Origin of the sequence: Amycolatopsis sp. NPDC051371 (assembly GCF_040682155.1) — a bacterium.
In the GTDB taxonomy this organism is placed as follows: Bacteria; Actinomycetota; Actinomycetes; order Mycobacteriales; family Pseudonocardiaceae; genus Amycolatopsis.
In genome coordinates this window covers 1-20,285 of the sequence record NZ_JBFBAG010000090.1, presented here as the reverse complement: position 1 = coordinate 20,285, position 20,285 = coordinate 1, and the positions used below count along the sequence as shown (strand labels likewise).

General features: G+C 71.6%; 23 protein-coding genes. 10 read left to right on the top strand and 13 right to left on the bottom strand.

Annotated elements, in window-relative coordinates; all coding sequences use genetic code 11:
• Positions 1-492 (top strand): transposase (locus AB0M59_RS52535; protein ID WP_364631662.1); only part of this gene is annotated, 492 nt, incomplete at its 5' end.
• Positions 493-670: 178 nt separating this feature from the next.
• On the opposite strand, the gene AB0M59_RS52530 is transcribed toward AB0M59_RS52535, so the two are convergent.
• Complete coding sequence (locus AB0M59_RS52530; protein WP_364631659.1) at positions 671-805, bottom strand: hypothetical protein; 135 nt, start codon at positions 803-805, stop codon at positions 671-673.
• 228 nt (positions 806-1,033) lie between these two features.
• On the opposite strand from AB0M59_RS52530, the gene AB0M59_RS52525 reads away from it, so the two are divergent.
• A complete protein-coding gene (locus tag AB0M59_RS52525) occupies positions 1,034-1,210 on the top strand; it encodes a hypothetical protein (protein ID WP_364631656.1) in 177 nt (58 codons plus the stop codon).
• A gap of 26 nt (positions 1,211-1,236) precedes the next feature.
• On the opposite strand, the gene AB0M59_RS52520 is transcribed toward AB0M59_RS52525, so the two are convergent.
• Together AB0M59_RS52520 and AB0M59_RS52515 are read right to left on the bottom strand one after the other, a co-directional pair.
• Positions 1,237-2,193, bottom strand: a complete 957-nt coding sequence (locus AB0M59_RS52520) for a LuxR C-terminal-related transcriptional regulator (protein ID WP_364631653.1) — start codon at positions 2,191-2,193, stop codon at positions 1,237-1,239.
• A 375-nt stretch (positions 2,194-2,568) separates the two neighbouring features.
• Complete coding sequence (locus AB0M59_RS52515; protein WP_364631651.1) at positions 2,569-2,991, bottom strand: DUF5709 domain-containing protein; 423 nt, start codon at positions 2,989-2,991, stop codon at positions 2,569-2,571.
• Between the two features lie 98 nt (positions 2,992-3,089).
• Here AB0M59_RS52515 and AB0M59_RS52510 point away from each other — a divergent pair, with 98 nt between their 5' ends.
• Positions 3,090-3,920 carry a cyclase family protein gene (locus AB0M59_RS52510; protein ID WP_364631648.1) on the top strand — a complete coding sequence of 277 codons (831 nt, stop codon included), beginning with the start codon at positions 3,090-3,092 and terminating at the stop codon, positions 3,918-3,920.
• A gap of 99 nt (positions 3,921-4,019) precedes the next feature.
• Here AB0M59_RS52510 and AB0M59_RS52505 read toward each other — a convergent pair whose 3' ends face one another.
• The 4 genes from AB0M59_RS52505 to AB0M59_RS52490 form a co-directional block, all read right to left on the bottom strand.
• A complete protein-coding gene (locus AB0M59_RS52505) occupies positions 4,020-6,320 on the bottom strand; it encodes an EAL domain-containing protein (RefSeq protein WP_364631645.1) in 2,301 nt (766 codons plus the stop codon).
• Positions 6,321-6,417: 97 nt separating this feature from the next.
• Positions 6,418-7,233, bottom strand: coding sequence for an ABC transporter permease (locus AB0M59_RS52500; RefSeq protein ID WP_364631642.1), 816 nt, complete (start codon positions 7,231-7,233; stop codon positions 6,418-6,420).
• Positions 7,223-8,131, bottom strand: coding sequence for an ABC transporter ATP-binding protein (locus tag AB0M59_RS52495; protein WP_364631639.1), 909 nt, complete (start codon positions 8,129-8,131; stop codon positions 7,223-7,225). Before AB0M59_RS52495 ends, AB0M59_RS52500 begins: the two co-directional genes overlap by 11 nt.
• Positions 8,025-8,582, bottom strand: coding sequence for a hypothetical protein (locus AB0M59_RS52490; protein WP_364631636.1), 558 nt, complete (start codon positions 8,580-8,582; stop codon positions 8,025-8,027). The genes AB0M59_RS52495 and AB0M59_RS52490 overlap by 107 nt, the downstream gene beginning before the upstream one ends.
• Before the next feature lie 101 nt (positions 8,583-8,683).
• On the opposite strand from AB0M59_RS52490, the gene sigJ reads away from it, so the two are divergent.
• Positions 8,684-9,580, top strand: coding sequence for an RNA polymerase sigma factor SigJ (gene sigJ, locus AB0M59_RS52485; protein WP_364631671.1), 897 nt, complete (start codon positions 8,684-8,686; stop codon positions 9,578-9,580).
• Positions 9,581-9,583: 3 nt separating this feature from the next.
• On the opposite strand, the gene AB0M59_RS52480 is transcribed toward sigJ, so the two are convergent.
• Complete coding sequence (locus tag AB0M59_RS52480; RefSeq protein WP_364631633.1) at positions 9,584-10,360, bottom strand: SDR family NAD(P)-dependent oxidoreductase; 777 nt, start codon at positions 10,358-10,360, stop codon at positions 9,584-9,586.
• A gap of 70 nt (positions 10,361-10,430) precedes the next feature.
• Here AB0M59_RS52480 and AB0M59_RS52475 point away from each other — a divergent pair, with 70 nt between their 5' ends.
• Positions 10,431-11,063 carry a TetR/AcrR family transcriptional regulator gene (locus tag AB0M59_RS52475; RefSeq protein ID WP_364631630.1) on the top strand — a complete coding sequence of 211 codons (633 nt, stop codon included), beginning with the start codon at positions 10,431-10,433 and terminating at the stop codon, positions 11,061-11,063.
• On the opposite strand, the gene AB0M59_RS52470 is transcribed toward AB0M59_RS52475, so the two are convergent.
• Complete coding sequence (locus tag AB0M59_RS52470; protein ID WP_364631627.1) at positions 11,060-11,227, bottom strand: hypothetical protein; 168 nt, start codon at positions 11,225-11,227, stop codon at positions 11,060-11,062. The two genes, AB0M59_RS52475 and AB0M59_RS52470, sit on opposite strands and share 4 nt — an antisense overlap.
• 302 nt (positions 11,228-11,529) lie before the next feature.
• Here AB0M59_RS52470 and AB0M59_RS52465 point away from each other — a divergent pair, with 302 nt between their 5' ends.
• Positions 11,530-12,489: a hypothetical protein gene (locus AB0M59_RS52465; protein ID WP_364631625.1), complete on the top strand. Its 960-nt coding sequence runs from the start codon at positions 11,530-11,532 to the stop codon at positions 12,487-12,489.
• A 3-nt stretch (positions 12,490-12,492) separates the two neighbouring features.
• On the opposite strand, the gene AB0M59_RS52460 is transcribed toward AB0M59_RS52465, so the two are convergent.
• Entirely contained in the window at positions 12,493-14,967 is a 2,475-nt protein-coding gene (locus AB0M59_RS52460; RefSeq protein ID WP_364631622.1) for a hypothetical protein, read from the bottom strand.
• Between the two features lie 360 nt (positions 14,968-15,327).
• Between AB0M59_RS52460 and shbA (AB0M59_RS52455) the strand changes: the two genes are divergently transcribed.
• Positions 15,328-15,957, top strand: coding sequence for an RNA polymerase sigma factor ShbA (gene shbA / locus AB0M59_RS52455; RefSeq protein ID WP_364631668.1), 630 nt, complete (start codon positions 15,328-15,330; stop codon positions 15,955-15,957).
• Between the two features lie 3 nt (positions 15,958-15,960).
• On the opposite strand, the gene AB0M59_RS52450 is transcribed toward shbA (AB0M59_RS52455), so the two are convergent.
• Both AB0M59_RS52450 and shbA (AB0M59_RS52445) read right to left on the bottom strand, forming a co-directional pair.
• Positions 15,961-16,263, bottom strand: coding sequence for a cupin domain-containing protein (locus AB0M59_RS52450; RefSeq protein ID WP_364631619.1), 303 nt, complete (start codon positions 16,261-16,263; stop codon positions 15,961-15,963).
• A 23-nt stretch (positions 16,264-16,286) separates the two neighbouring features.
• The gene (shbA, locus tag AB0M59_RS52445) at positions 16,287-16,799 is read right to left on the bottom strand and encodes an RNA polymerase sigma factor ShbA (protein WP_364631616.1); all 513 of its coding nucleotides are present in this window, start codon (positions 16,797-16,799) and stop codon (positions 16,287-16,289) included.
• Positions 16,800-16,961: 162 nt separating this feature from the next.
• Between shbA (AB0M59_RS52445) and AB0M59_RS52440 the strand changes: the two genes are divergently transcribed.
• Positions 16,962-17,321 (top strand): VOC family protein, encoded by a 360-nt coding sequence (locus AB0M59_RS52440; RefSeq protein ID WP_364631613.1) that lies wholly within the window; start codon positions 16,962-16,964, stop codon positions 17,319-17,321.
• Between the two features lie 150 nt (positions 17,322-17,471).
• Positions 17,472-18,008: a TetR family transcriptional regulator gene (locus tag AB0M59_RS52435; RefSeq protein ID WP_364631665.1), complete on the top strand. Its 537-nt coding sequence runs from the start codon at positions 17,472-17,474 to the stop codon at positions 18,006-18,008.
• Positions 18,009-18,040: 32 nt separating this feature from the next.
• On the opposite strand, the gene AB0M59_RS52430 is transcribed toward AB0M59_RS52435, so the two are convergent.
• A complete protein-coding gene (locus AB0M59_RS52430) occupies positions 18,041-18,406 on the bottom strand; it encodes an RNA-binding S4 domain-containing protein (RefSeq protein WP_364631610.1) in 366 nt (121 codons plus the stop codon).
• Positions 18,407-18,615: 209 nt separating this feature from the next.
• On the opposite strand from AB0M59_RS52430, the gene AB0M59_RS52425 reads away from it, so the two are divergent.
• Positions 18,616-20,157 carry a GMC oxidoreductase gene (locus AB0M59_RS52425; RefSeq protein WP_364631607.1) on the top strand — a complete coding sequence of 514 codons (1,542 nt, stop codon included), beginning with the start codon at positions 18,616-18,618 and terminating at the stop codon, positions 20,155-20,157.
• Positions 20,158-20,285 lie beyond the last annotated feature (128 nt).

Here is a 20,285-nt window from a genome sequence, read left to right as displayed (position 1 = left end):
AACCCCACCGCACACCCCGAAGGCCCCATCACCGCCCGGCTGATCGTGCGCCGCTACCGCGTTGAAACCCGCACCGAGCAAGGTGAACTGTTCCCCGTCTGGCGTTATCAGGCCGTCTTCACCGACACCGGCCTGGACACCGTCGCCGCGGAGAAACAGCACCGCGGCCGGGCCGGGACCATCGAGGCGGTCTTCGCCGACCTCAACAACTCCGCCTTGGCGCACTTCCCGTCCGGGCAGTTCCACGCCAATCAAGCCTGGCTCACCCTCGCCGCCCTGACCCACAACCTGCTGCGCACCCTCGGTGCCTTGGCCAGCCGGTGTCATGCCCGGGCCCGCACCGCCACCCTCCGCCGCCAGCTGATCAACGTCCCGGCGCGGTTGACCCGCACCGCCCGCACCCTCACCCTCCACCTGCCCCGCCACTGGCCCTGGGCCGACTGCTGGGACAGCCTGTTCACCAGCACCGCAGGGCCGCCACCGGCCCGCTGAGACCCTGCCCCAGCGACCGGAGACCGAACGTGGACGTGCTGGACCAGCCAGCACGATCACGCACGCCCACCACCCACCACAAGATCAACAACCCGGCCTCAAGATCACCACAAAACACATCGGTGGATCCAGGTCCGACGACCTGAATGACTCATTCAAGACGTTTGGGCGGGGCGTGCTAGCCGGGCGGGTCGTCGTCGGGGCGGACCTGGACCCAGTGCAGCGTGTCGGCCTCGGGCCACCACCCGGCGACCTCCGGCCGCGGCTGCGCGCCGTCTTCGGCCCACCAGCGTGGGGGCGCCTCCTCACCCATGCCCCGACGGTAGGCGGGAGGGGGCGGCGGCCGCACCGGTCGAGGGCGGCCAACGTCCGGTTCCGGCCGGTTGCCGGCGGGTGCCGGCCGGCCTTTCGGGCCGTCTGGGCCGCGCCTGCGGGGCTTCCGGTGGCCGGAAGCGGACAGTGGCCGAACCCGCCCCTGCCGGTGCACGGTGCCCCGGCTTTAGGTTGGCGGCGGAAGATCACTTCGCGGGAGAGGACGAACATGCGCAAGCGAGCCTGGGCCGGTCTGGCCGCGGCACTCGTCGCAGCGGCGTCGTTCGGCGCGCTGGCGGTGCCGGCGGCTTCGGCGGCGACCGGCGGTGGTCCCGTCGGCAAGCCGAGGCCGGTGTGCGTGTGGATCTGGACCGGCGGGCCGCCGGAGTGCCGGAAGCTGCAGTAGCGGCCCCGGCTCGGCGCGCGCCCGCCTCAGCCCAGCCAGCCCAACCGGGTCGCGGCGAAGACCGCCGCCACCCGGTTGTCCGCCTGCAGGGCCTCCAGCAACCCCTGGACGTGCCGGCGGACCGTCCTTTCGCTCACGTCCAGGTGCCGCGCGATCGCGCCGTCCGTCATGCCCGTCGCCAGCAGGTCCAGGACCTTCGCCTGGGTCGGCGTCAGCCCGTGGCGCGGCTGCGAAGCGGGGCCGTGCACCGCCACCGCCTGGCTCCAGACCAGCTCGAACAGCATCCGCAGCGACGCCACGATCGTCGGGCTGCGGACGAACAGCGCGCCGTCCATCCCGCTCGGGTCGAGCGGGACCAGCGCCGAATGGCGGTCCGCGATCACCATCTTCATCGGCAGCTCCGGCGCCACCCGCATGGTCCAGCCGGCCGCGACGCTCGCGTCGACGATCTCCTTCGCGCCTTCGAACTCCAGCGCCGCGCGCTCGTACACGTTGCGCAGGACGACCCCGCGCTCGGTCACCGCGTCCGGCAGCCGCATCACCGTGCTCGCGTCCGGCTTGCGCTTGAAGTGGCGCGTCGTGAAGGTCAGGAACTCCTCGCGCGCGGACAGGCACAGCTCCAGCGACAGTGAACCGATGCGCCGCGGGTCGGTCAGCACTTCGACGGCGGAGTCGCCGCCCGAACCGTTCGCCGACCGGTACACCGCCTGCAGCACGTCGAGCTGCTGGCGCGCGGCGACGATCTGCCGCTGCTGCTCCAGCAACTGCTGCTGGGCGCCCAGGATGGCGTGGTCGACGGCGCGCACCGGCTCCATCGGCGCGATCACCGGGTCGTCGCGGTAGTCGCGGCGCACGAACCCGCGGTCGAACAGCTCCCGCATCTCCGGGCTCTCGGCCCGCGGGTCGTCCAGCGGTAGCGGCCCGGTGCGCACCATCGCGTCGTACAGCGCGCCCGCGCCGGGTGTCAGCAGCCCCTCGAGCATCCGCGTCCCCTTCCGGCAGCGCGGGCGGGCCCGGCCGGATCCGGACACTGACCGCTCTGCCGCCTACCCCACGCGCCGGACGGGGGAAAGGATTAGGCCGCTCGCGAAATCGGGGCCGGACCCGTCGTGGGGGTGGGTCCGGCCCCCCGCGCGCCCGTCACCTCACCAGCGTCGCGACGGGTCGATCACGGGGATGGCCGCTTCCTCCGCCGACGCCGCGCCGGACTCTTCGGGATGCGTCCGGCAGCGTCCGGGCCCGGGGGCGCCGTTTGCACCGAGGGCGTGCAGCCCCGTGCGCGGCCACGGAAACCGGCATCGGCTCGGCGATCGGGTCGAAGCCGCGGCTGCTCGTCGGGGAACGGCCTCGGCGTCACCTCACCAGCGTCGCGACGGGTCGATCACGTGGACGGCCGCTTCCTCCGCCGACGCCGCGCCGCCGTCGATGCCCGCGTCGGACGCGTACAGCTCTTCGTCGGTGTCCGCGCCGAAGCCCTCGTCCGTCGCCACCAAGCGGCCCGCGCGGACGTCGCCGACCTCGTCGTCGATCAGCTCGCCGTCGGTGTCGTCGCTGTCGCCGAGGCCGTCGCCCTCCTCGTCCGCGAGGTCCGGTTCTTCGCGGGCCAGCCGGCCTTCCCAGCTCTCGCCTTCGGCGGTCTCGCGCGCGGTCGTGCCGAATTCTTCGGTGCCCCGCGGGCGTTCCGGCGGTGAATAACCCTCCGCCTGCTCGTCGCGGTCGTCCAAAGTGTCCTCGGGGTCGAGGATGCCTTCGTCGGCGTGGTCTTCGATGTCGTCGTCCATGCGTCCATCCTCGCGCAACTCCTTGGCCCCGCGCGGCTCGGGTGATATCACCGTGCAGGCACACCGCACGGGCGGTGTTCCGGTGAAAGGTGATCCCCATGCCGATGAGACGCAGGGTGCTGGCCGCGGGGCTGGCCGGGGTGTTCGGCGCCGCGGTGTCCGGGCAGACGGCCCAGGCCGCCCAGCCCGCGACGCCGCCGGTGCGGCTGGACCAGCTGAACCTGGTCAACCTGTCGCACGTCAACGACCCCGCCACGACCAACGTGTTCCCCGGCGACCCGGCCTTCACGCTGGAAACCATCGCCACGATTCCCGACGACGGCTACTACCTCCAGTTCGTCCGCGAGGGCGAGCACACCGGCACGCACTGGGGCGCGCCCGGCCACTTCAACACCGGTCAGCCCCTGGCCGACGACATGGACCCCGCGGATCTATTCCGGCCCGCCGTCAAGATCGACGTAAGAGCGAAGGCCGCGGCCGATCCCGATTACGGCGTCACGATCGACGACCTCAAGACGTGGGAGAAGCGCCACGGCCGGATCCCCGACGAGTCCGTCGTGGTGCTGTGGACCGGCTGGGACGCCAAGTGGGGCACCCCGGCCTACCCGAACACCGGCGCGGACGGCGTGCTGCACCAGCCGGGGTTCTCGATCCCGGCGGTCGAGTGGCTGATCGACACCGGACGCCTCGGGCGTCGAGGCGGGACCGGGACCGACACGTTCAGCCCGGACGTCGGCACGGACGAGACGTACACGGTGTCGAAGCTCGTGTACCAGCGGCACCGGATCAGCCTGGAGATCCTGGCGAACCTCAAGGCCCTGCCGACGACGGGAGCGTGGGTGCTGGCGGGCGGCCCGATCAACCGCAAGGGCGCGGGCTCGACGGCGACGATCTTCGGCGTCCTCCCGCCCGGAGTACGCGCGAACTGACGGCGGCCCCAAGCGCCCCAATGTGGCCTTCGGTGCGTTCAACGCACCGAAGGCCGCCTTGGGTGCGTTGAACGCAACCAAGGCCACATTGGGGCGCTGCTAACCCGCGGGGATCGCCGAGAGGCGCAGGGCCGAGAGCGGAGCGGGCCGGCCGTACAAGTACCCCTGCGCCGTCGTGCACCCCGCCGCGATGACCAGCGCAGCCTGCTCGGCCGTCTCGATCCCCTCGGCGACCACGTCCAGCTCGAGGTCGGCGCACAGCCCGACCAGCGACCGGCACAGCGCCGCGTCCCGCTCCGGCTGCACCCCGGTCGTCAACGCCCGGTCCAGCTTGATCAGGTCGACCGGCAGCGCGTGCAACACCGTCAGCGAGCTGTACCCCGCGCCGAAGTCGTCCAGCGCCACCCGGACGCCCAGCTCCTGCAACCGCCGGATCGCGGCCGCCCCCGCCGCCAGGTCCGGGACCGGCACGGTCTCGGTGATCTCGACGACCAGCCGGGATGCCGGCAGCCGGTAGCGCTCCAGCGCGGACCCGACGCTCCGCTCCAGCGCGGCGGCGCCGAGGCGGCTCGCGCACACGTTCACGTGCACCGTCAGGTCCAGCCCGGCCGTGGTGATCTCCCGGCACGCCAGGTCCAGCACCAGCGCGTCCAGTTCGGCGCCGAGGCCCGCGCTCTCGGCGGCGCGGACGAACGTCTCCGGCGACACCACCGTCCCGTCGCGCGTGCTCCAGCGGGCCAGGGCTTCCACGGCCACCGGGGTCTCGTCGGCCAGCCGGACGATCGGCTGGAACACCAGGCCGAAGCCCTCCGGGATGCCGCCCCGCGCCCGGCGCAACGCCGACGGGAAGTCCGGCGGGCCGTCCTGCGACGGGCGGTAGACCACGGTCGTGTCCTTGCCCAGCCGCTTGCCCGCGTACATCGACGTGTCCGCGCGGCCGAGCAGCACGTCCGACGTCACCAGCGGTTCGGCCGGGTCCGGCACCACCAGGCCCATGCTCGCGCGGACCGAGACGAGCGTGCCGTGCACCGCGAACGGCCGCCGCAGCGCGCCCTGGATCCGGTCGGCGACCGCCTGCGGCGCGTCCAGCTCGCCTTCGAGGAGGATCGCGAACTCGTCGCCGCCCAGGCGCGCGACCGTGTCGCCCGCGCGCACGCAGCTCAGCAGCCGCTGGGCGACGGCGTGCAGCAGGACGTCGCCGCCCGCGTGCCCGAACCGGTCGTTGACCTCCTTGAAGTCGTCCAGGTCGACGAAGAGCAGCACGAGCGGCCGGTCGACAGCCTCGACCGCCCGGTCCAGCCGGTCGGCGAACAACGCGCGGTTGGCCAGGCCGGTCAGCGGGTCGTGGTAGGCCTGGTGGGTCAGCTGCTGCTGTCCGTCGTAGACCCGGCGCAGCAGCAACCTGTTGTCCAGCAAGGAAAGCAGCTGCCGGGCGAGCACGAGGAACACCACCAGCACGCCGACGACCACCTCGACGACGTCCGGTCCGGCGCCGGCCAGCAGCTGCCCGGTGATCAGCAGCGCGACGGCGGTGACCGGGACGTACGGCAGCGCCAGCTGCCACCAGTCCACCCCGCCCACCGGGCCCGCCTCGTCGTGCCGCCGCTGGCCGGGCGTCACCAGCAGGGCGAAGGCGATGAACAGCGGCCCGAGCACGAACCCGCCGTCCGACCACGGCTTCATGCTCTCCGCGCCGATGCTGACCAGGTAGGCGAACACGCTGTCGGAGGCGGCCAGCGCGACGATCCCGACGGCGGCCAGCAGCAGGTTCTTGCGGTAGGGCCGGTCCACCCGGTCGAACACGACCAGCAGCACGGCGACGACCACGATCACGAGGTCCGACAGCGGGTAGGAGATGGCGACGGCCCAGGTGAGCTTGTCCGGCGCGGTCGCCCGCACCAGCTGCCCGAGCGCCGCGGTCCAGGTGAGGATGAACAGCGAGCCGGTGACGATCAGGCCGTCGAGCACCACCGCGACGCCGAAGTGCGCGGTCCACTGGGCGGGCTGGAAGCGTTCGCGGTCCGGCCGGATCCGCGCCCGCGCCAGCACGAACAGGGCGGCGAGGGCGAACACCGGGAAGCTCAGGTAGCCGACGTCGGCCAGGGACGGTGACGGCAGCCCGCGCCCGTCGATCAGCTGGTACCACGACCAGACGCACTGGCCGAGCGACCAGCCGGCCATCCCGACCGCGACGAGCACGCGCCACCAGCGCTGGTGCCCGCGGACGCGGCGTGCGACCAGGACGCCGCAGACGACCGCCGCGACCCCGGCGCTCAGCTGCATGGCGTCGTCGATCCAGAGGGCGAAGGTGTCGCCCCAGAACGCGAAGCCGTTCACCACGACCAGGGCCACCGTGACGACGACGAGCAGGACCGCCACTGGGTACCGCCGCACTGTCATGGCACCTCACGTGGGTCACCCGCCGGTCGGACCGGCAAACACTACACCGCGCGCACGGCGGTACCGGCTCACCGCACCGGTGGCCGGTACCCCCTCATCAGGCGATGTCGCGGCGGTGCAGCAGCCAGCCGCCGAGCACGCCGAACGCGACCAGGTAGGCCGCCAGCACGACGGTGGCCTGCGCGGACCCGACGATCGGGTCGACTCCCGGCGCGCTCGCCCCGAACGCCGCCGCGAGCGCGCCCGCGTTGGGCCCGGGCAGGGCCTTCTGCAGCTGCGCGACCCAGTCCAGCAGCGGCGCGGCGATCGACGCGAGCAGGTTCTGCACGGCCAGCAGCCACACCAGGCCGAGCCCGATCGGCAGCGCGACCGAGCGCAGGCCGATCGCGAGGACGACCCCGAGCGCGCCCCACATCGTCGTGACGAGCCAGCCGGCGCCGAGTCCCAGCACGATGTCGGAGACCGGAGGCCAGCCGAGCGGCTGGTCTTTCAGCGACGCGACGAGCACGCTTGCGCCCGCGGTCGCCGCGAACAGCGCGAGCACCACGGCCAGCGCTCCGATCGCGACTGTGACCAGCTTCGCGGTGAAGACGGCGACACGCGAGGGGTGCTGCACCAGCACCGTCTTCCACGTGCCGTAGCCGTATTCGCTCCCCGCCACCAGCACGCCGAAGATCAGCGCGAGGGCCCCGACGAAGATCGGCAGGCCGCCCAGCGCGCTGCCGATGAACGCGCCGGGCAGCATCCCGTCCAGCCCGCGGCCGGAGCCCGGCGGACCGGCGGCTCCGCTCAACCCCGCGTACGGGACGGCGTAACCGAAGGTCAGGGACAGCACGACGGCGACGGCCAGCAGCAGCCAGCTCGCGGGGCGGCGGGCCTGCTTGGTCAGCTCGGCCCGGATGTCACGCAGCATGATCGGTACCTCCGGTCAGGGCGAGGAAAGTCTGTTCCAGGTCGGGTTCGTGCCAGCGCAGCTCCGTGACGGTGACCCCGGCGCCGACCAGTTCGGCGTTGACCCGCCCGGCTTCGCGCGGATCGACGTCGAGTTCGAGGGCCTCCCCGTCGACGCGGACGCCGGGGTAGAGCCGCCGCAGGTGGTCGCGGGCCCGGTCGAGCGGCTCGGCGACGACGCGCAGCGCGCCGCCCGCCCGCAGGTCCTCGACGGTGGTTTCGGAGACGAGCCGGCCGTGGTCGAGCACGCCGACGCGGTCGCAGATCTGCTCGACCTCGGCCAGCAGGTGGCTCGACAGCAGCACGGTGCAGCCCTCGGCGGCGAGCTTGCGGAGGGTGATCCGCATGTCGGCCATGCCGGCCGGGTCGAGGCCGTTGGTCGGCTCGTCGAGCACGACCAGCTCGGGGTCCTTCAGCAGCGCCGCGGCGAGGCCGAGCCGCTGCTTCATGCCGAGCGAGTACGTCGAGTACCGGTCCTTCGCGCGGTCGGCGAGGCTGACGACGTCGAGCACGGCGTCGACGCGGGTGCGCCGCACACCGGCGTGGTCGGCGAGGACCCGCAGGTTGGCCCGGCCGGACAGGTACGGATAGAAGGCCGGGCCTTCGATCAGCGCGCCGACACGGGCGAGGCTGCCGGGGCCCGGTGCGGCGCCGAGCACCCGGACGCGGCCGGACGTCGGCCGGATCAGGCCGAGCAGCATCCGCAGCGTGGTCGTCTTGCCGGCGCCGTTCGGGCCGAGGAAGCCGTAGACCTCACCGGCGTGCACCGACAGGTTCAGGCCCTCGACCGCGGCGGCCGGTCCGTAGCGTTTGGTCAGTGCGGTGGTCTCGACGGGCAGAGTTTCGGCGGACGGGGTCATGGGATTCCTTCCGGATGCGGCCCCACGGCTTGAAGACCGAGAGGACGCTGGCGAACAGCAAGAGCGTCGGAGCGACGACGACGGGGTAGAGCAGGCCTTCGGGATCGGTGGTGGCTTCGCCGATCCCCGGCCGCAGCGCGAAGAGGATCAGCAGCGCCATCAGGACGTTGACGGCCAGCTTCACGGCCACCCACCAGTAGCGGACGAGGCCGTACCTGGTCCCGAGACCGAGCACGACGCCGGTGGCGAGCGTCAGCAGCGCGGCGATCAGCATCGGCCAGACGGCGAACAGCTCCAGCGCCTTCAGGCTCGTCGTGACGACGGCGGCGTCGTCCGAGATCAGCGCGGTGCAGACCAGGATGCCGAGCACGGCGTCGATCCCGATCCACGCGCCCGCCGAGACGATGTGCCCCACCAGGTACCACTTCCGGGCCCGGGGCTTGAGAGTCATGGTGCCTCCTTCACGGTGGCTCCCATGGTGGTGATCCGGGCGGCGGCGGTCGTCCGTCGGCGGACGGCACTTGCGCCTACGCCGGGGTGCGTACGCCGGTGCTGTCACAGATCGCCGCCGGCGCTCGTCAGAGCGGTGTGAGCGACATCGACGTGCTGACCGAACGACCGCGGCTGATCGGGATCGCCTACCGGATGCTGGGTTCCCTGAGCGACGCCGAGGACGTCGTCCAGGAGGCGTACGGCCGGTGGTACGCCCTGCCCGAGCCGCGGCGGGCCGCGATCGAACGGCCCGGCGCGTGGCTGACGACCGTCGCGAGCCGGATCTGCCTGGACCTGCTGGGCTCGGCGCGCGTCCGCCGCGAGCGGTACACCGGCGAATGGATCCCCGAGCCGGTGCCGTCGGACAGCCTCACGGATCCGGCCGAGCTGCTGCTGCTCGACGAGTCGATCACCATGGCGTTCCTCGTGGTGTGCGAGTCGATGACCCCGGCCGAGCGCGTCGCGTTCGTCCTCCACGACGTCTTCGGCTACCCGTTCGCGGAGGTCGCATCGATCCTCGGCCGCTCGTCGGCGGCGTGCCGCCAGCTGGCGACGTCGGCCCGGCGCCGCGTCCGTCCCGCTCCGGCGCCCTCGCCGGCGCGGAGTGCCGACGTCGTCCGGGCGTTCAAGATCGCCTGGGAGGCCAAGGACATCGCGAGCCTGGTCGGGCTGCTGGACCCGTCGGTCGTCGCGGTCGCCGACGGCGGCGGGCTCGCCAGTACCGTGGCGCACCCGGTCGCGGGCAGCGAGCGCGTGGCGCGCTACACGGTGCAGATCACGGAGCGGGTGCCCGAGATGACGCTGCTGGAGCGGGTGGTCAACGGCCGGCCCGGGCTGGTGGCCGAGCGCGACGGCGTGGTCGAGACGGTGCTGGCGTTCGACGTCGCGGACGGGGTGATCAGGCGGATCTGGGCGGTGCGGAACCCGGAGAAGCTCCGCCCCTGGCGGGCGGCGTAGCGGTCAGGCGCCCATGTCGCCGTCGACCGGCAGACCGGCGCCGGTGACGAAGCGGGCGGCATCGGAGGCGAGGAACACGACGGCGTCGGCCAGGTCGGAGGCGTCCGGCCCCGGCGAAGCCAGGCCGGGGTAGACGCAGTTGACGCGCACGTCGTAGCCGAGCTTCCCGGCCTCCATCGCGGCGACGCGGGTCAGGCGGTCGACCGCGGACTTCGTCGCGGAGTAGCCGGCGATGCCGGGGAAAGCGATGGTCGCGGCGACCGACGCGATGTTGACGACCGCGCCGCCCTTCCCGGCCGGGCCGCCGGGGCGCATCGCGCGGAAGGCGTGCTTGATGCCGAGTGCGGTGCCGAGGACGTTGACGTCGAGCATCCGCCGGACGTCGGCCGGGTCGAGGTCGGCGAGCAGGCCGGAGATCTCGACATCGGCGTTGTTGACCACGACGTCCAGTCCGCCGAGCCGGTCGATCGTGGCGCTGACGCCCCGTTCCCAGCTCGCGTCGTCGGTGACGTCGAGCGGGACGAACGCGGCGGTGGCGCCGGTCCGCTCGAGCGCGTCGGCGGTCGCGCGGCCCAGGTCTTCCCGGACGTCCGCGATCACCACCGCGGCGCCGGCATCGGCCAGCGCTTCGGCCATGCCGGCCCCCAAGCCGCGGGCGCCGCCGGTGACCAGCGCCGCGCGCCCGGACAGGTCGTGCCGCCCCATGGACACCTCCTCTTCGAGCCGGTCGGCGCCCAGCATCACCAAGGTCTGGACAGTCGTCAAGGGTCTCTTGGACACTTGTCAAGGAAAAGCTGGTCAAGTGATCGATAGACTGGAACCGGCAACCACGAAGTGACGGACGGTGCAGGTGACAGAGGCGAAGGAGCGGACCCGGGACCGGATCTCGCGCCGCCAGGTGGACAAGTTCGCCGACCGGCGCGCCCAGCTCGCCGCGTCGGCGCTGCAGACGCTGGCCGAACTCGGCTACGCGCGCACCAGCCTGCGGGAGATCGCGCAGAACTCGGAGTTCTCGCACGGCGTGCTGCACTACTACTTCGCCGACAAGGTCGACCTGCTGACCCACTGCGTGCGGCAGTTCGAGGAAGTGTGCGTCACCCGGTACGACGAGATCGTCGCCCGCGCGCGGACGGCGGCGGACCTGGAACGCGACTTCGCGGCGGCGATGGCCGCGACGCTGCGCGCGGACGCCAAGATGCACCGGCTCTGGTACGACCTGCGCAACCAGAGCCTGTTCGAGGACTCCTTCCGCGCCGACGTGCTGGAGATCGACCGGCGCCGCGAGGAGATGATCCACCACGTCGTCGCGCGCTACGCCGAGCTGGCTTCCGCGCCGGCCGCCGTGCCGCAGGCCGTCGCGTACGCGCTGCTCGATGGCCTGTTCCAGCAGGCCCTGCTCCGGCACCTGGCCGGCGAGGAGGAGGCCGCGGCCGGGCTCGAACTCGCCGTCCCGGCCGTGTTGGCGCGCTTCGTGGTCGGCTAGGGGCCCAGACGCTGGTGTGGGGTCCGCGGCGCCGGCACGACGAAGACGATCGCCGTGGCCACCACTCCGACGAACAGTGACAGGTGTGCCGCGGCCGGTACGGCGCTGACCAGGAACAGCCGCAGCGACCCCGAGACCAGCAGGCGCCACATCTTCGGGTTCATGATCAACAAGTACCCCGGCCCCTCCGTGGCCACGCCATGATCACCCGCCGGAGTGGCGGCCCGTCATTTCGACGTGTTCGACACCAGTGCGTGCGGCCGCCTCGCGGTCCGGCGATTTTTCGCTGCGGAATCGGTGCGACCCCACCCGGAATACGGCCGACGGGAAGGGGTTTCCCGTTTCGCGTGACGGTGGGTCCGGAAACCGCGGGATAACGATCCGTTTGCCGCGCCATGATCGACTGGACATCGGTGTCGGCGCTGACGAATATTGATGCCCGTGCGGGAACGGCGAGGGAGGAACAGTGGACCTCAGTGCGGCGGACGTGGTCGGCGAGCTGAAGGTCTTGCGCAAAGGGAGGGGAATTTTCACCACACCGCTCGCGGATCGCGTCGGACCCGCTTTGCGCGCCACATGTGGCATTTTGGAAGATGACGACTCCGTGGAGATGCGGCGTAAACTGACCGACCGATTGCGGCCACTCGTCGAGTCGTTGCCGGACGATCTGAAGATCGCGCTGCGGGCCGCGTTCGCACTGGACGAGCGGGCGAGAAAGCCGTTCTACCAGGAACGGGTGCACTGGGCGGCGATCACGCTCGACCGCGACGACCGGACGGTCCGGCGGCGGATCGACGAAGGAATCGAGCAGGTCGCGGCAATGGCCGTGGCGGCCGGTGCGCCGGATCTGCGGCCGCGCTATCCGAGCCGGAGTTGGCACACCGAAGAACTGCGCGTCACACTCGCACTCGACCAGCCGGTGGCCGAGGCGTTCGAATTCCGCCGGGTCGTCGCCGACGCCGACGAAATCGCCGAACTGGACCTGGCACTGACCCTCACCGCGGCCGGCGAATCCGGTCATTCCGTGCGCGAGTCCGATCTGGCCGTCGACGTGTTCCACGGCGGAGTGCTCGCCGGCCGGGCGATGGAGTCGAGCGATCGGGTCGGGCTGGCCTTGCGGTTACCGGAGCCGTTGCGGCGGGGTGAGCGGCATGACATCGGACTGCGATTCCGGGCGAACATGCGGGAACCGCATTACATCTGCGTGCCGCGGCACCCGTGCGATCTGTTCGACCTGCACGTCCGGTTCGGCGACCGGGTGCCGGACCGGATCGTGCGGCTGGAGAAGGCGTTCCAGAACGACACGCGCTCGCCGCGCGGCGAGCTGCTGGAGACCGACGACTCGGGTGAGGTGCACGTCCGGTTCCGGCACCTCGCGCCGGGCTTCGCGTACGGGATCCGCTGGCAGCCGGGCGGCGCCGGGTGAGGGTCAGGGCCAGACCAGCCGTTCGAGGGCGTGGAGGGCGGAGACGAACGGCTCGGGCAGCCGGACGACCTGCTTGGCGGCTCGCGCCTTGGCGGACAGCGCGGGGCTGATGCCGGGCGCGGTCTCCGCGTCGCGAGCGGCGTCGTCGACGAGTCCCGTCGCGCGGCCGAGCGGGCCGCGGCCGCCGAGGGCGAGCGCGAGCCCGAGGTCGAGGCGGGTTTCGAGGGTTTCCGGGTGGGTCCGGCCCAGCAGGCGGATCTGCGGTCTTCGGATGGGCTCGAGCAGGTCGGCCTGGCGGTCGAATGCGCGGAGCCGGGCGTGGGCGAGGCCCATGGCGTGGCGGACCCGGTGGTGCAGCCGGTGGTCGTCGCCGAGTACCCGGCGGACGACCTGTTCGGTCTCGGCCAGCGCGGCCAGTGCCTGCCGCGGTTGGCCTCGTGCCAGCAAGGCCCGGCCGGCGTGGACCGAGGCCGTCAGGGTCAGCGGGCTCTCGATGCCGTATCGATGGGCGTAGGTCTGCTCGAGGTCGGCCGGGTCGTGGTCGGCGAGGGCGGCGTCGGCCCGGATCAGGTCCGCGTCGGGGCAGTCTTCGATCCTGGCGGCGACGTCTCGCGCGCGCTTCGGCTGCCCGGCCTGGAAGAGGTTCCGGGCGTACTCGAGGGCCAGCTCGTCGCGTACCGGGCCGGTGAGCGCGGGTTCGAGGAGAGCGATGGCCTCTTGGGGGCGGCCGCGCAGGCGGAGGGCTTTCGCTGCCTGGTGACGCTCTTCGCTCGTGGCGGGGAGGTGGGCGTGCCAGAACGTCCGGTCGGCTTCGGCGTAGTCGCCTTGGCCGTCGAGGGCTTGCGCCGCGACGAGGGCGGCTTCGGGGGAGCCGGCGGCCAGGGCGAGGGCTTGCCGTGCGTGCCCGACAGCTTCGGCGTCGAGCCCGCAGGCGAGTTCGACCCGGGCCGCGGCGGTGAAGTCCGCGGAGGTGGCTTCGCCGGTCGAGAGGATGGCGGCGTGGATTTCGCCGGCGGTGGCGGGATCGCCGTGGGCTTCGTGCGCGGCCGCGACCGGGCGTAGGAGAGCGACCCGGTGGGCGGGGCTGTGGTCGGCGAGGGTGCGGGCGTGCTGAAGCAGAAGGTGCCGACGGACGGCGGCGGTGGAATGGGTGGACGGCGGGTGGTCGCCGGGGGTGGTTTTGGTTGCCGGGGCGTGGAGGAGCCCATCGGCCGAGTCGGCAGGCGGAGTCGCACCCGCGCGGCTGGGCGAGGCGCCGGCTTCGATCCCGTGAGCGTCTTGGGGCGGGTGGTCTTCGGCCCGCTCAGCCGCGTGGCCGGGTGTGCGGGCGCCGGGCTCGGCCAAGGTGCTGCCGTCGGCCAATTCCCCGAGCACCGCTTCCGCCGCCCGCTCCGCCACCGGCTCCCCGAACTCGCCGCAGGCCACCTCCACCGCGAGCGCCTGGAGCCGCAGGTTCCCGCCCACCCACGTCGCGAACCCCTGCGCGACCAGTTCCGCCACCGCCGCCCCGAACGAAGCGCGATCCAACGCCTCCCCCGCGACTTCCGGCGGGATCGGCGCCGGTGCCAGCACCCCGCCCAGCCGCAGCACCTCGCGCGCCGGGCGGCCGAGCCGTACCAGCACCTCCCGGATCGCGTGGGGCGCCGTGTCCGGCAGGGCGTCCGGCGACGAGCCGGGCCGCTCCCGCAAGGTGAACGCCGTGGCCCGCAACGTCATCGGATGGCCGTCGCAGCGGGCGACGAAGCCGGCGTCCGGCACGCCGAGCACCTGCTGTCCCTCCTCGGGGGTAAGGCCCGGCAGGTCCATCGTCGCCCCGGTCCAGCGGGCGGACCTGCTGGTCAGGAGGGTGCGAACCGGCAGCACAGCCCGGTCGAGGACGCCCGGAGGCAGCCCGGCTGGGACGTCGTCGACCAGCAGCAGCACCGGTTCGCCCGCCGCGTCGATCCGGGTCGCGAGCCGCCTGCGCAACCGGTCGAAGCCGAGCCCGGACGTGCCCGCCGCCGTCGCCAGGGCGAGGTGGAACTGGGGGAGGAAGTCGTCCGGGTCGAGGTGGCCGAACGGGCCCGTCCGCAGCAGCCGGCCCCCGAAATGGCCGAAGACGCCCGCGTACTGCTCGGCCAGCGTCGTCTTGCCGATGCCCGCCGGCCCGCGGACCAGAACCGCCCGGCGCGCGACGAGTGCGCTGTGGACGGTCCCCAACGAGGAAAGCCCGGGACCCAGGGCGACCGCGGAATGGACCCGCCGGACGAGGTCCGCGGGCGATTCTCCCGGAATGATCGCCAGCACGCGGCCCGTGCTCGGATCGGGCGGAAAGTCGGCGAGCAGAACGCGCGACGTCGCGATCTTGTCGAAATCGTCGAACGAATTACCCCGGAATACGCGCAGCCCGCTGGTTCGCAGGGCTTTCTCCACCTGGTCGGCCGCCGCGGAACACAGGAACACGTCGAACCGGTTGGCGGGGGCCCCGGTGGCGTTCAATGGGTGATCATGGCTTCGGTTCCTGACGGTCGGATCGGGTCACGCGCCAAGGATCGGAACGGAACGCGAATTCGCTACCGGACACCCCGGAACGGCAGGATCTGTCCACTATTTGACCCGTGTGCCGGGGGTGACCGCCGGGCAATGCCACTGGGCCGTTTCTGATTAACGGACAATATCTGGACAACAACCACACTGCTGCAACGTTGCTGGTCAGCGGCTCGATTACTCCGGTTGTCGGACCGGGAATCGTGGGATGCGGACAGGAGAATCGTCCCAGGACCAATGTGGTCTTTTGTGGGCGACGGGTTACCCGATGCGGTCCGGTGGACGATGCGAGGAGGGAAACCCGTGGACACCATGATGGCGGAGACGGCGGTCGAAGGCTACGTCGTGCTCGAAGAGCTGCCGCGCCCCGACGGCAAGCTGACGAAGGAGCAGCTCGACCCGTTCGTGGCGGCGGCACGCACCGGCGACCCGGACGCGGTCCAGGCGCTGCTGCGGTTGATCAAGCCGACGGTCGTGCGTTACTGCCGCGCCCGGATCGGCGGGCGCGACCTGTCGTACCTCTCGGCGGACGACGTCGCGCAGGAGGTCTGCCTGGCGGTGCTGAAGGTGCTGCCCGGTTATCAGGACCGCGGCGGCTCCTTCCTGTACCTCGTGCGCGCGATCGCGGCGAACAAGGTCGCCGACGCGTTCCGCTCGGTGGCGCGCGACCGGTCGAAGCCGGTGCCGGAGCTGCCGGACCGGCCGCTGGGCGGCAACGAGCCGGAGAGCCACGCGCTCGAGATGGATCTCGGTGCCCGGCTGGGCCGGCTGATGGCGTCGCTGCCGCCGATGCACCAGGAGATCCTGACGCTGCGCATCGTCGTCGGCCTGTCGGCCAACGAGACGGCGGACGCGCTCGGCATTTCCGCGGGCAACGTCCGCATCACGCAGTACCGCGCGCTCACGAAGCTGCGCGGCATGATCCCCGAGGGCGGGCTCTGAGCGTCACTCCAGCCATTCGGTGATGAAGTGATCGCTTTCGTGGATGTGCACGGCCTCGTAGACCCCGGGGCCGAGCACGGCGAACTTGTGCGGGGTGCCGGCCGGGACGACCAGCACGTCCCCGGCGCCGCCGTCGCGCTGCTCGTCGCCGATGGTGAACCGGGCCCGCCCCCGGATGATGACGAACGTTTCGGCGTACGGGTGCCGGTGCAGGCGCGGTCCGGAGCCGACGACGTCGGAGCTTTCATGGATGACGGAGATTCCGGACCCGACGTCGCGCCCTTCGAAGTTCTCGCTGTCGCTCACCCGGCCAGCCTAGCGCCGGAACCTCAGCCGCCGACGACTTTTCGCAGCTGGCTGAGCGCCCGGTGCTGGGCGACGCGGACCGCACCCGGGGTCGACCCGACCACCTCCGCGGTCTCCTCCGCCGACATGCCGACCGCCACCCGCAGCAGCACGATCTCCCGCTGCTTCTCCGGCAGCACCCGCAGCAGCTGGCCCATCCGCTCGCTCAGTTCCAGCCGCAGCGCGTAGTCCTCGGGGTCCATCGAAGCGTCGGCCTCGTCCGGGACCTCGGCCACCGGCACGTCCTGCTGCCGGGCCGCCGCCTCGCGCGCCGCCGCCACCTTGTGCCGCGCGATGCCGCACACGAAGTTGGGGAACGGCCGGTCCGGCGGCCGGTTCGTCAGCGCCTTGAACACCGCGACGCAGACGTCCTGCGCGACGTCGTCGGCGGAGCGCCCGGCGACGTGCCCGGAGCCGAGGCGGGCGCGGCAGTAGCGCACCACCAGTGGCCGCGCGGCGGCCAGCAACCGATCCGGGGCCTCTTGTGCCATGGTCATGAAATTCCCCTCCGAACCTTCCGGCTGGGGAACTACCCGTTTTCACCGGAAACGACCGGCCGGGCCGGAATTCCCCGCTATTCCGGGGAAATTCGCGCGTGCGACGTCGATCCCGAGGTCAACGGGACGGATGACCAACGGCCGGCGTGGCACGCTGAGCGCATGACCTTCGGCCTGCACCACGTCCAGCTGGCCATCGAGCCGGGCAGCGAAGATCGCTGCCGCACCTTCTACATCGGCGTCCTCGGCCTGACCGAGGTCTCGAAGCCGCCCGCGCTCGCCGGGCGCGGCGGGCTCTGGCTGCGGGCCGGCGGCCTCGAGCTCCACCTCGGCGTCGAGCCGGACTTCCGGCCCGCCCGCAAGGCCCATCCCGGCATCCTCGCCGACGACCTCGACGCGCTGGCCGCCCGCCTGCAGGAGCACGGCGTGGCCGTCGAGTGGGACGACGGCTTCCCGGGCCACCGCCGCTTCTACACCCACGACTGCCTCGGCAACCGGCTGGAGTTCCTCACTCCGGAGTGACCGTGCGCCGGTGGCGGGGTGATCGCCGCGCTCAACGTCTCGGCCAACGCCGCGCGCGTGTCCGTCGAGAAGCTGCGCGAGGAGTTCGTGCCCCCGGCTGCTCGAAACGCGGACAGGTGTCCGGTTGGCTAAACTGCGAGCGTGACGCCGATGCGAGCCGATGCCGAGCAGAACCGCGAGCGGATCCTCGAGGTCGCGCGCGTGGCGCTCAAGGCGTCGAGCGCCGCGTCGCTGCAGTCGATCGCGAAGGCCGCGGGGGTCGGGCAGGGCACGCTCTACCGGCATTTCCCCACGCGCGAGTCGCTGCTGCTGGCCGTCTACCGGCACGACGTCGAGGAGCTGATCGACGCGGCACCGGCCCTGCTGGCCGAGCACCCGCCCGCCGAAGCGCTACGACGGTGGTTCGAACGGCTGGCGGCGTACGGCCGGATCAAGCACGGCGTCGGCGAGGCCGTCGAAGCCGCGACGCGTGCCGATCTCTCGGGGGAGTACTACGAGCCGACGTGCGCGGCGATCACCCTGCTGCTCGACGCGGGAAAGCGGGCGGGGACGCTCAGGCCGGACGTCGACGCCGAAGAAATCCTGCAGCTCGTGGGTTTCCTCTGGCGCTCCGATTTCGGGGCCGACCGGGAAGCGCGCACCGCGCATTTGCTGACGCTGGTAATGGACGGCCTGAAACCGCGGTAGTGGTGCGATCGACCCCATTCGATCGCCCCGAGTCAGAGTTCCTGCTGCCGGAACGCGTCCAGCACGCGACGCTCCCTTTTGGTCGGCCGGCCCGCGCCGCGGTCGCGCCGGGCGACCGGGATCGCGGTCTCCGGGGGCGGCTTCGGCGTCCGGTCGACGAAGCACGTCGCCGCGTCCACCGCACCCACGCGTTTCTGGATCACCCGTACCACGTCGAGGATCCTGGTCGTTCCGGCGATGCGGAGGCGGACCTCGTCGCCCGGCACGACGGTGGTCGCGGGCTTCGCCGGTTTGTCGTTGACGCGCACGTGACCGCCCCGGCACGCCGCTGCGGCGTCCGGGCGGGTCTTGGTCAGCCGGACCGCCCAAAGCCAGCGGTCCACTCGGGTCGACTCCATCGTCGTCCATCATGGCCCATTCAGCGGAATCCTCGCGCAACCCCGGGAGGTTACTCGCGGGTATATGTCGACTTGTCTGCACCACTGAGTTATAACCTGTTCTAATATACCTCAACGGTGAGGACTATCACATGCGTGACGAACCCGTGTGGAGAACAGCTTCTGGAACAGTTTCCCGTCGTCTTTTCATCGCTGGAACCGGTTCTATCTTGGCGGCCGCGGCAGTGGGGGGCCGGGCAGCCGCGTCCGCCACCATCGCCGACGCGGCGCGCGTGCCCGCCCTCGTGATCGGCTCGGGCTACGGCGGCCAGGTCACCGCGCTGCGGCTCGCGCAGGCCGGCGTCGACGTGCAACTGATCGAGATGGGCATGGCCTGGGACACCCCCGGCTCGGACGGCAAGATCTTCGCCAACACGACCACGCCGGACCAGCGCTCGTTCTGGTTGCGCACCAGGACGAAGCAGCCGTTGTCCAACTTCCTCGGGTTCCCGATCGACAAGGACATCCCCAAGTACACCGGCATCCTCGACGCCGAGGAGTTCAGCGGGATCACCGTGTACCAGGGCCGCGGTGTCGGCGGCGGCTCGCTCGTCAACGGCGGCATGGCCGTCACGCCCAAGCGGGAGAACTTCGGGGCGATCCTCCCGACGGTCAACGCCGACGAGATGTACAACACCTACTACCCACGCGCCAACTCCGGGCTCGGGGTCGGCTTGATCGACCCGGCCTGGTTCGACACCGCCGAGTGTTACCAGTACGCGCGCGTCGGCCGGAAGCAGGCGCAGCGGTCCGGGTTCCCGTACGTGTTCGTGCCGGACGTGTACGACTGGAACTACATGAAGCAGGAGCAGGCCAACACCGTGCCGCGCTCGGCGCTGGCCGGGGAAATCCTGTACGGCAACAACTACGGCAAGAAGTCCCTGCAGAAGACCTACCTCCCGCTGATCAAGGCGACCGGCCGCGTGACCATCTCCCCGCTGCACCGGGTGACGTCGGTGACGCCGGCGTCCGGCGGCGGCTACACGGTCGTCATGGACCAGCTGAACACCACGGGCGGGGTGACGGCCACGAAGTCCGTGACGGCGGACAAGGTCTTCTTCGCCGCGGGCAGCGTCGGCACGAGCAAGCTGCTGGTGAAGCTGAAGGCGACGGGCGCGCTGCCCAACCTGAGCGGGGAGGTCGGCAAGGGCTGGGGCGACAACGGGAACGTGATGGTCGGGCGGGCCAACCAGATCTGGGACCCGACCGGCAGCCTCCAGTCGTCCATCCCCTGCGGCGGCATCGACAACTGGGCGGCCGGCGGCGCGTTCGCGGAGGTCGCGCCGCTGCCGACCGGGATCGAGACGTGGGCGTCGTTCTACCTGTCGATCACGAAGAACCCGAACCGGGCCCAGTTCACGTACAACCCGGCGACGCAGAACGTCGATCTCAACTGGCAGACCGCGTGGAAGCAGCCGGGGATCGACATGGCGAAGACCATCTTCGACAAGATCAACTCGAAGGAGGGGACGATCTACCGGACCGACCTCTTCGGCATCTACAAGATCTGGGGCGACCACCTGACGTACCACCCGCTCGGCGGCGCGGTGCTCGGCAAGGCGACCGACAACTACGGCCGGCTGGCCGGGTACCAGGGCCTGTACGCGATCGACGGGTCCCTGATCCCGGGCAACACGAGCGTGAACCCGTTCGTGACGATCACGGCGCTGGCCGAGCGCAACATCGAAAAGATCATCGCCACGGACTTCTAGAGTCTGCCGCGGCCGGTCGTGAGTGAGAAACAGGGTTAGAACACTGTTTCTCCGCGATCCGGCTGGGTGCCGTGCACTGACCTCGTTCTCCGAAAGGCCTCCTCGCATCCCCCGCGAGGAGGCCTTTT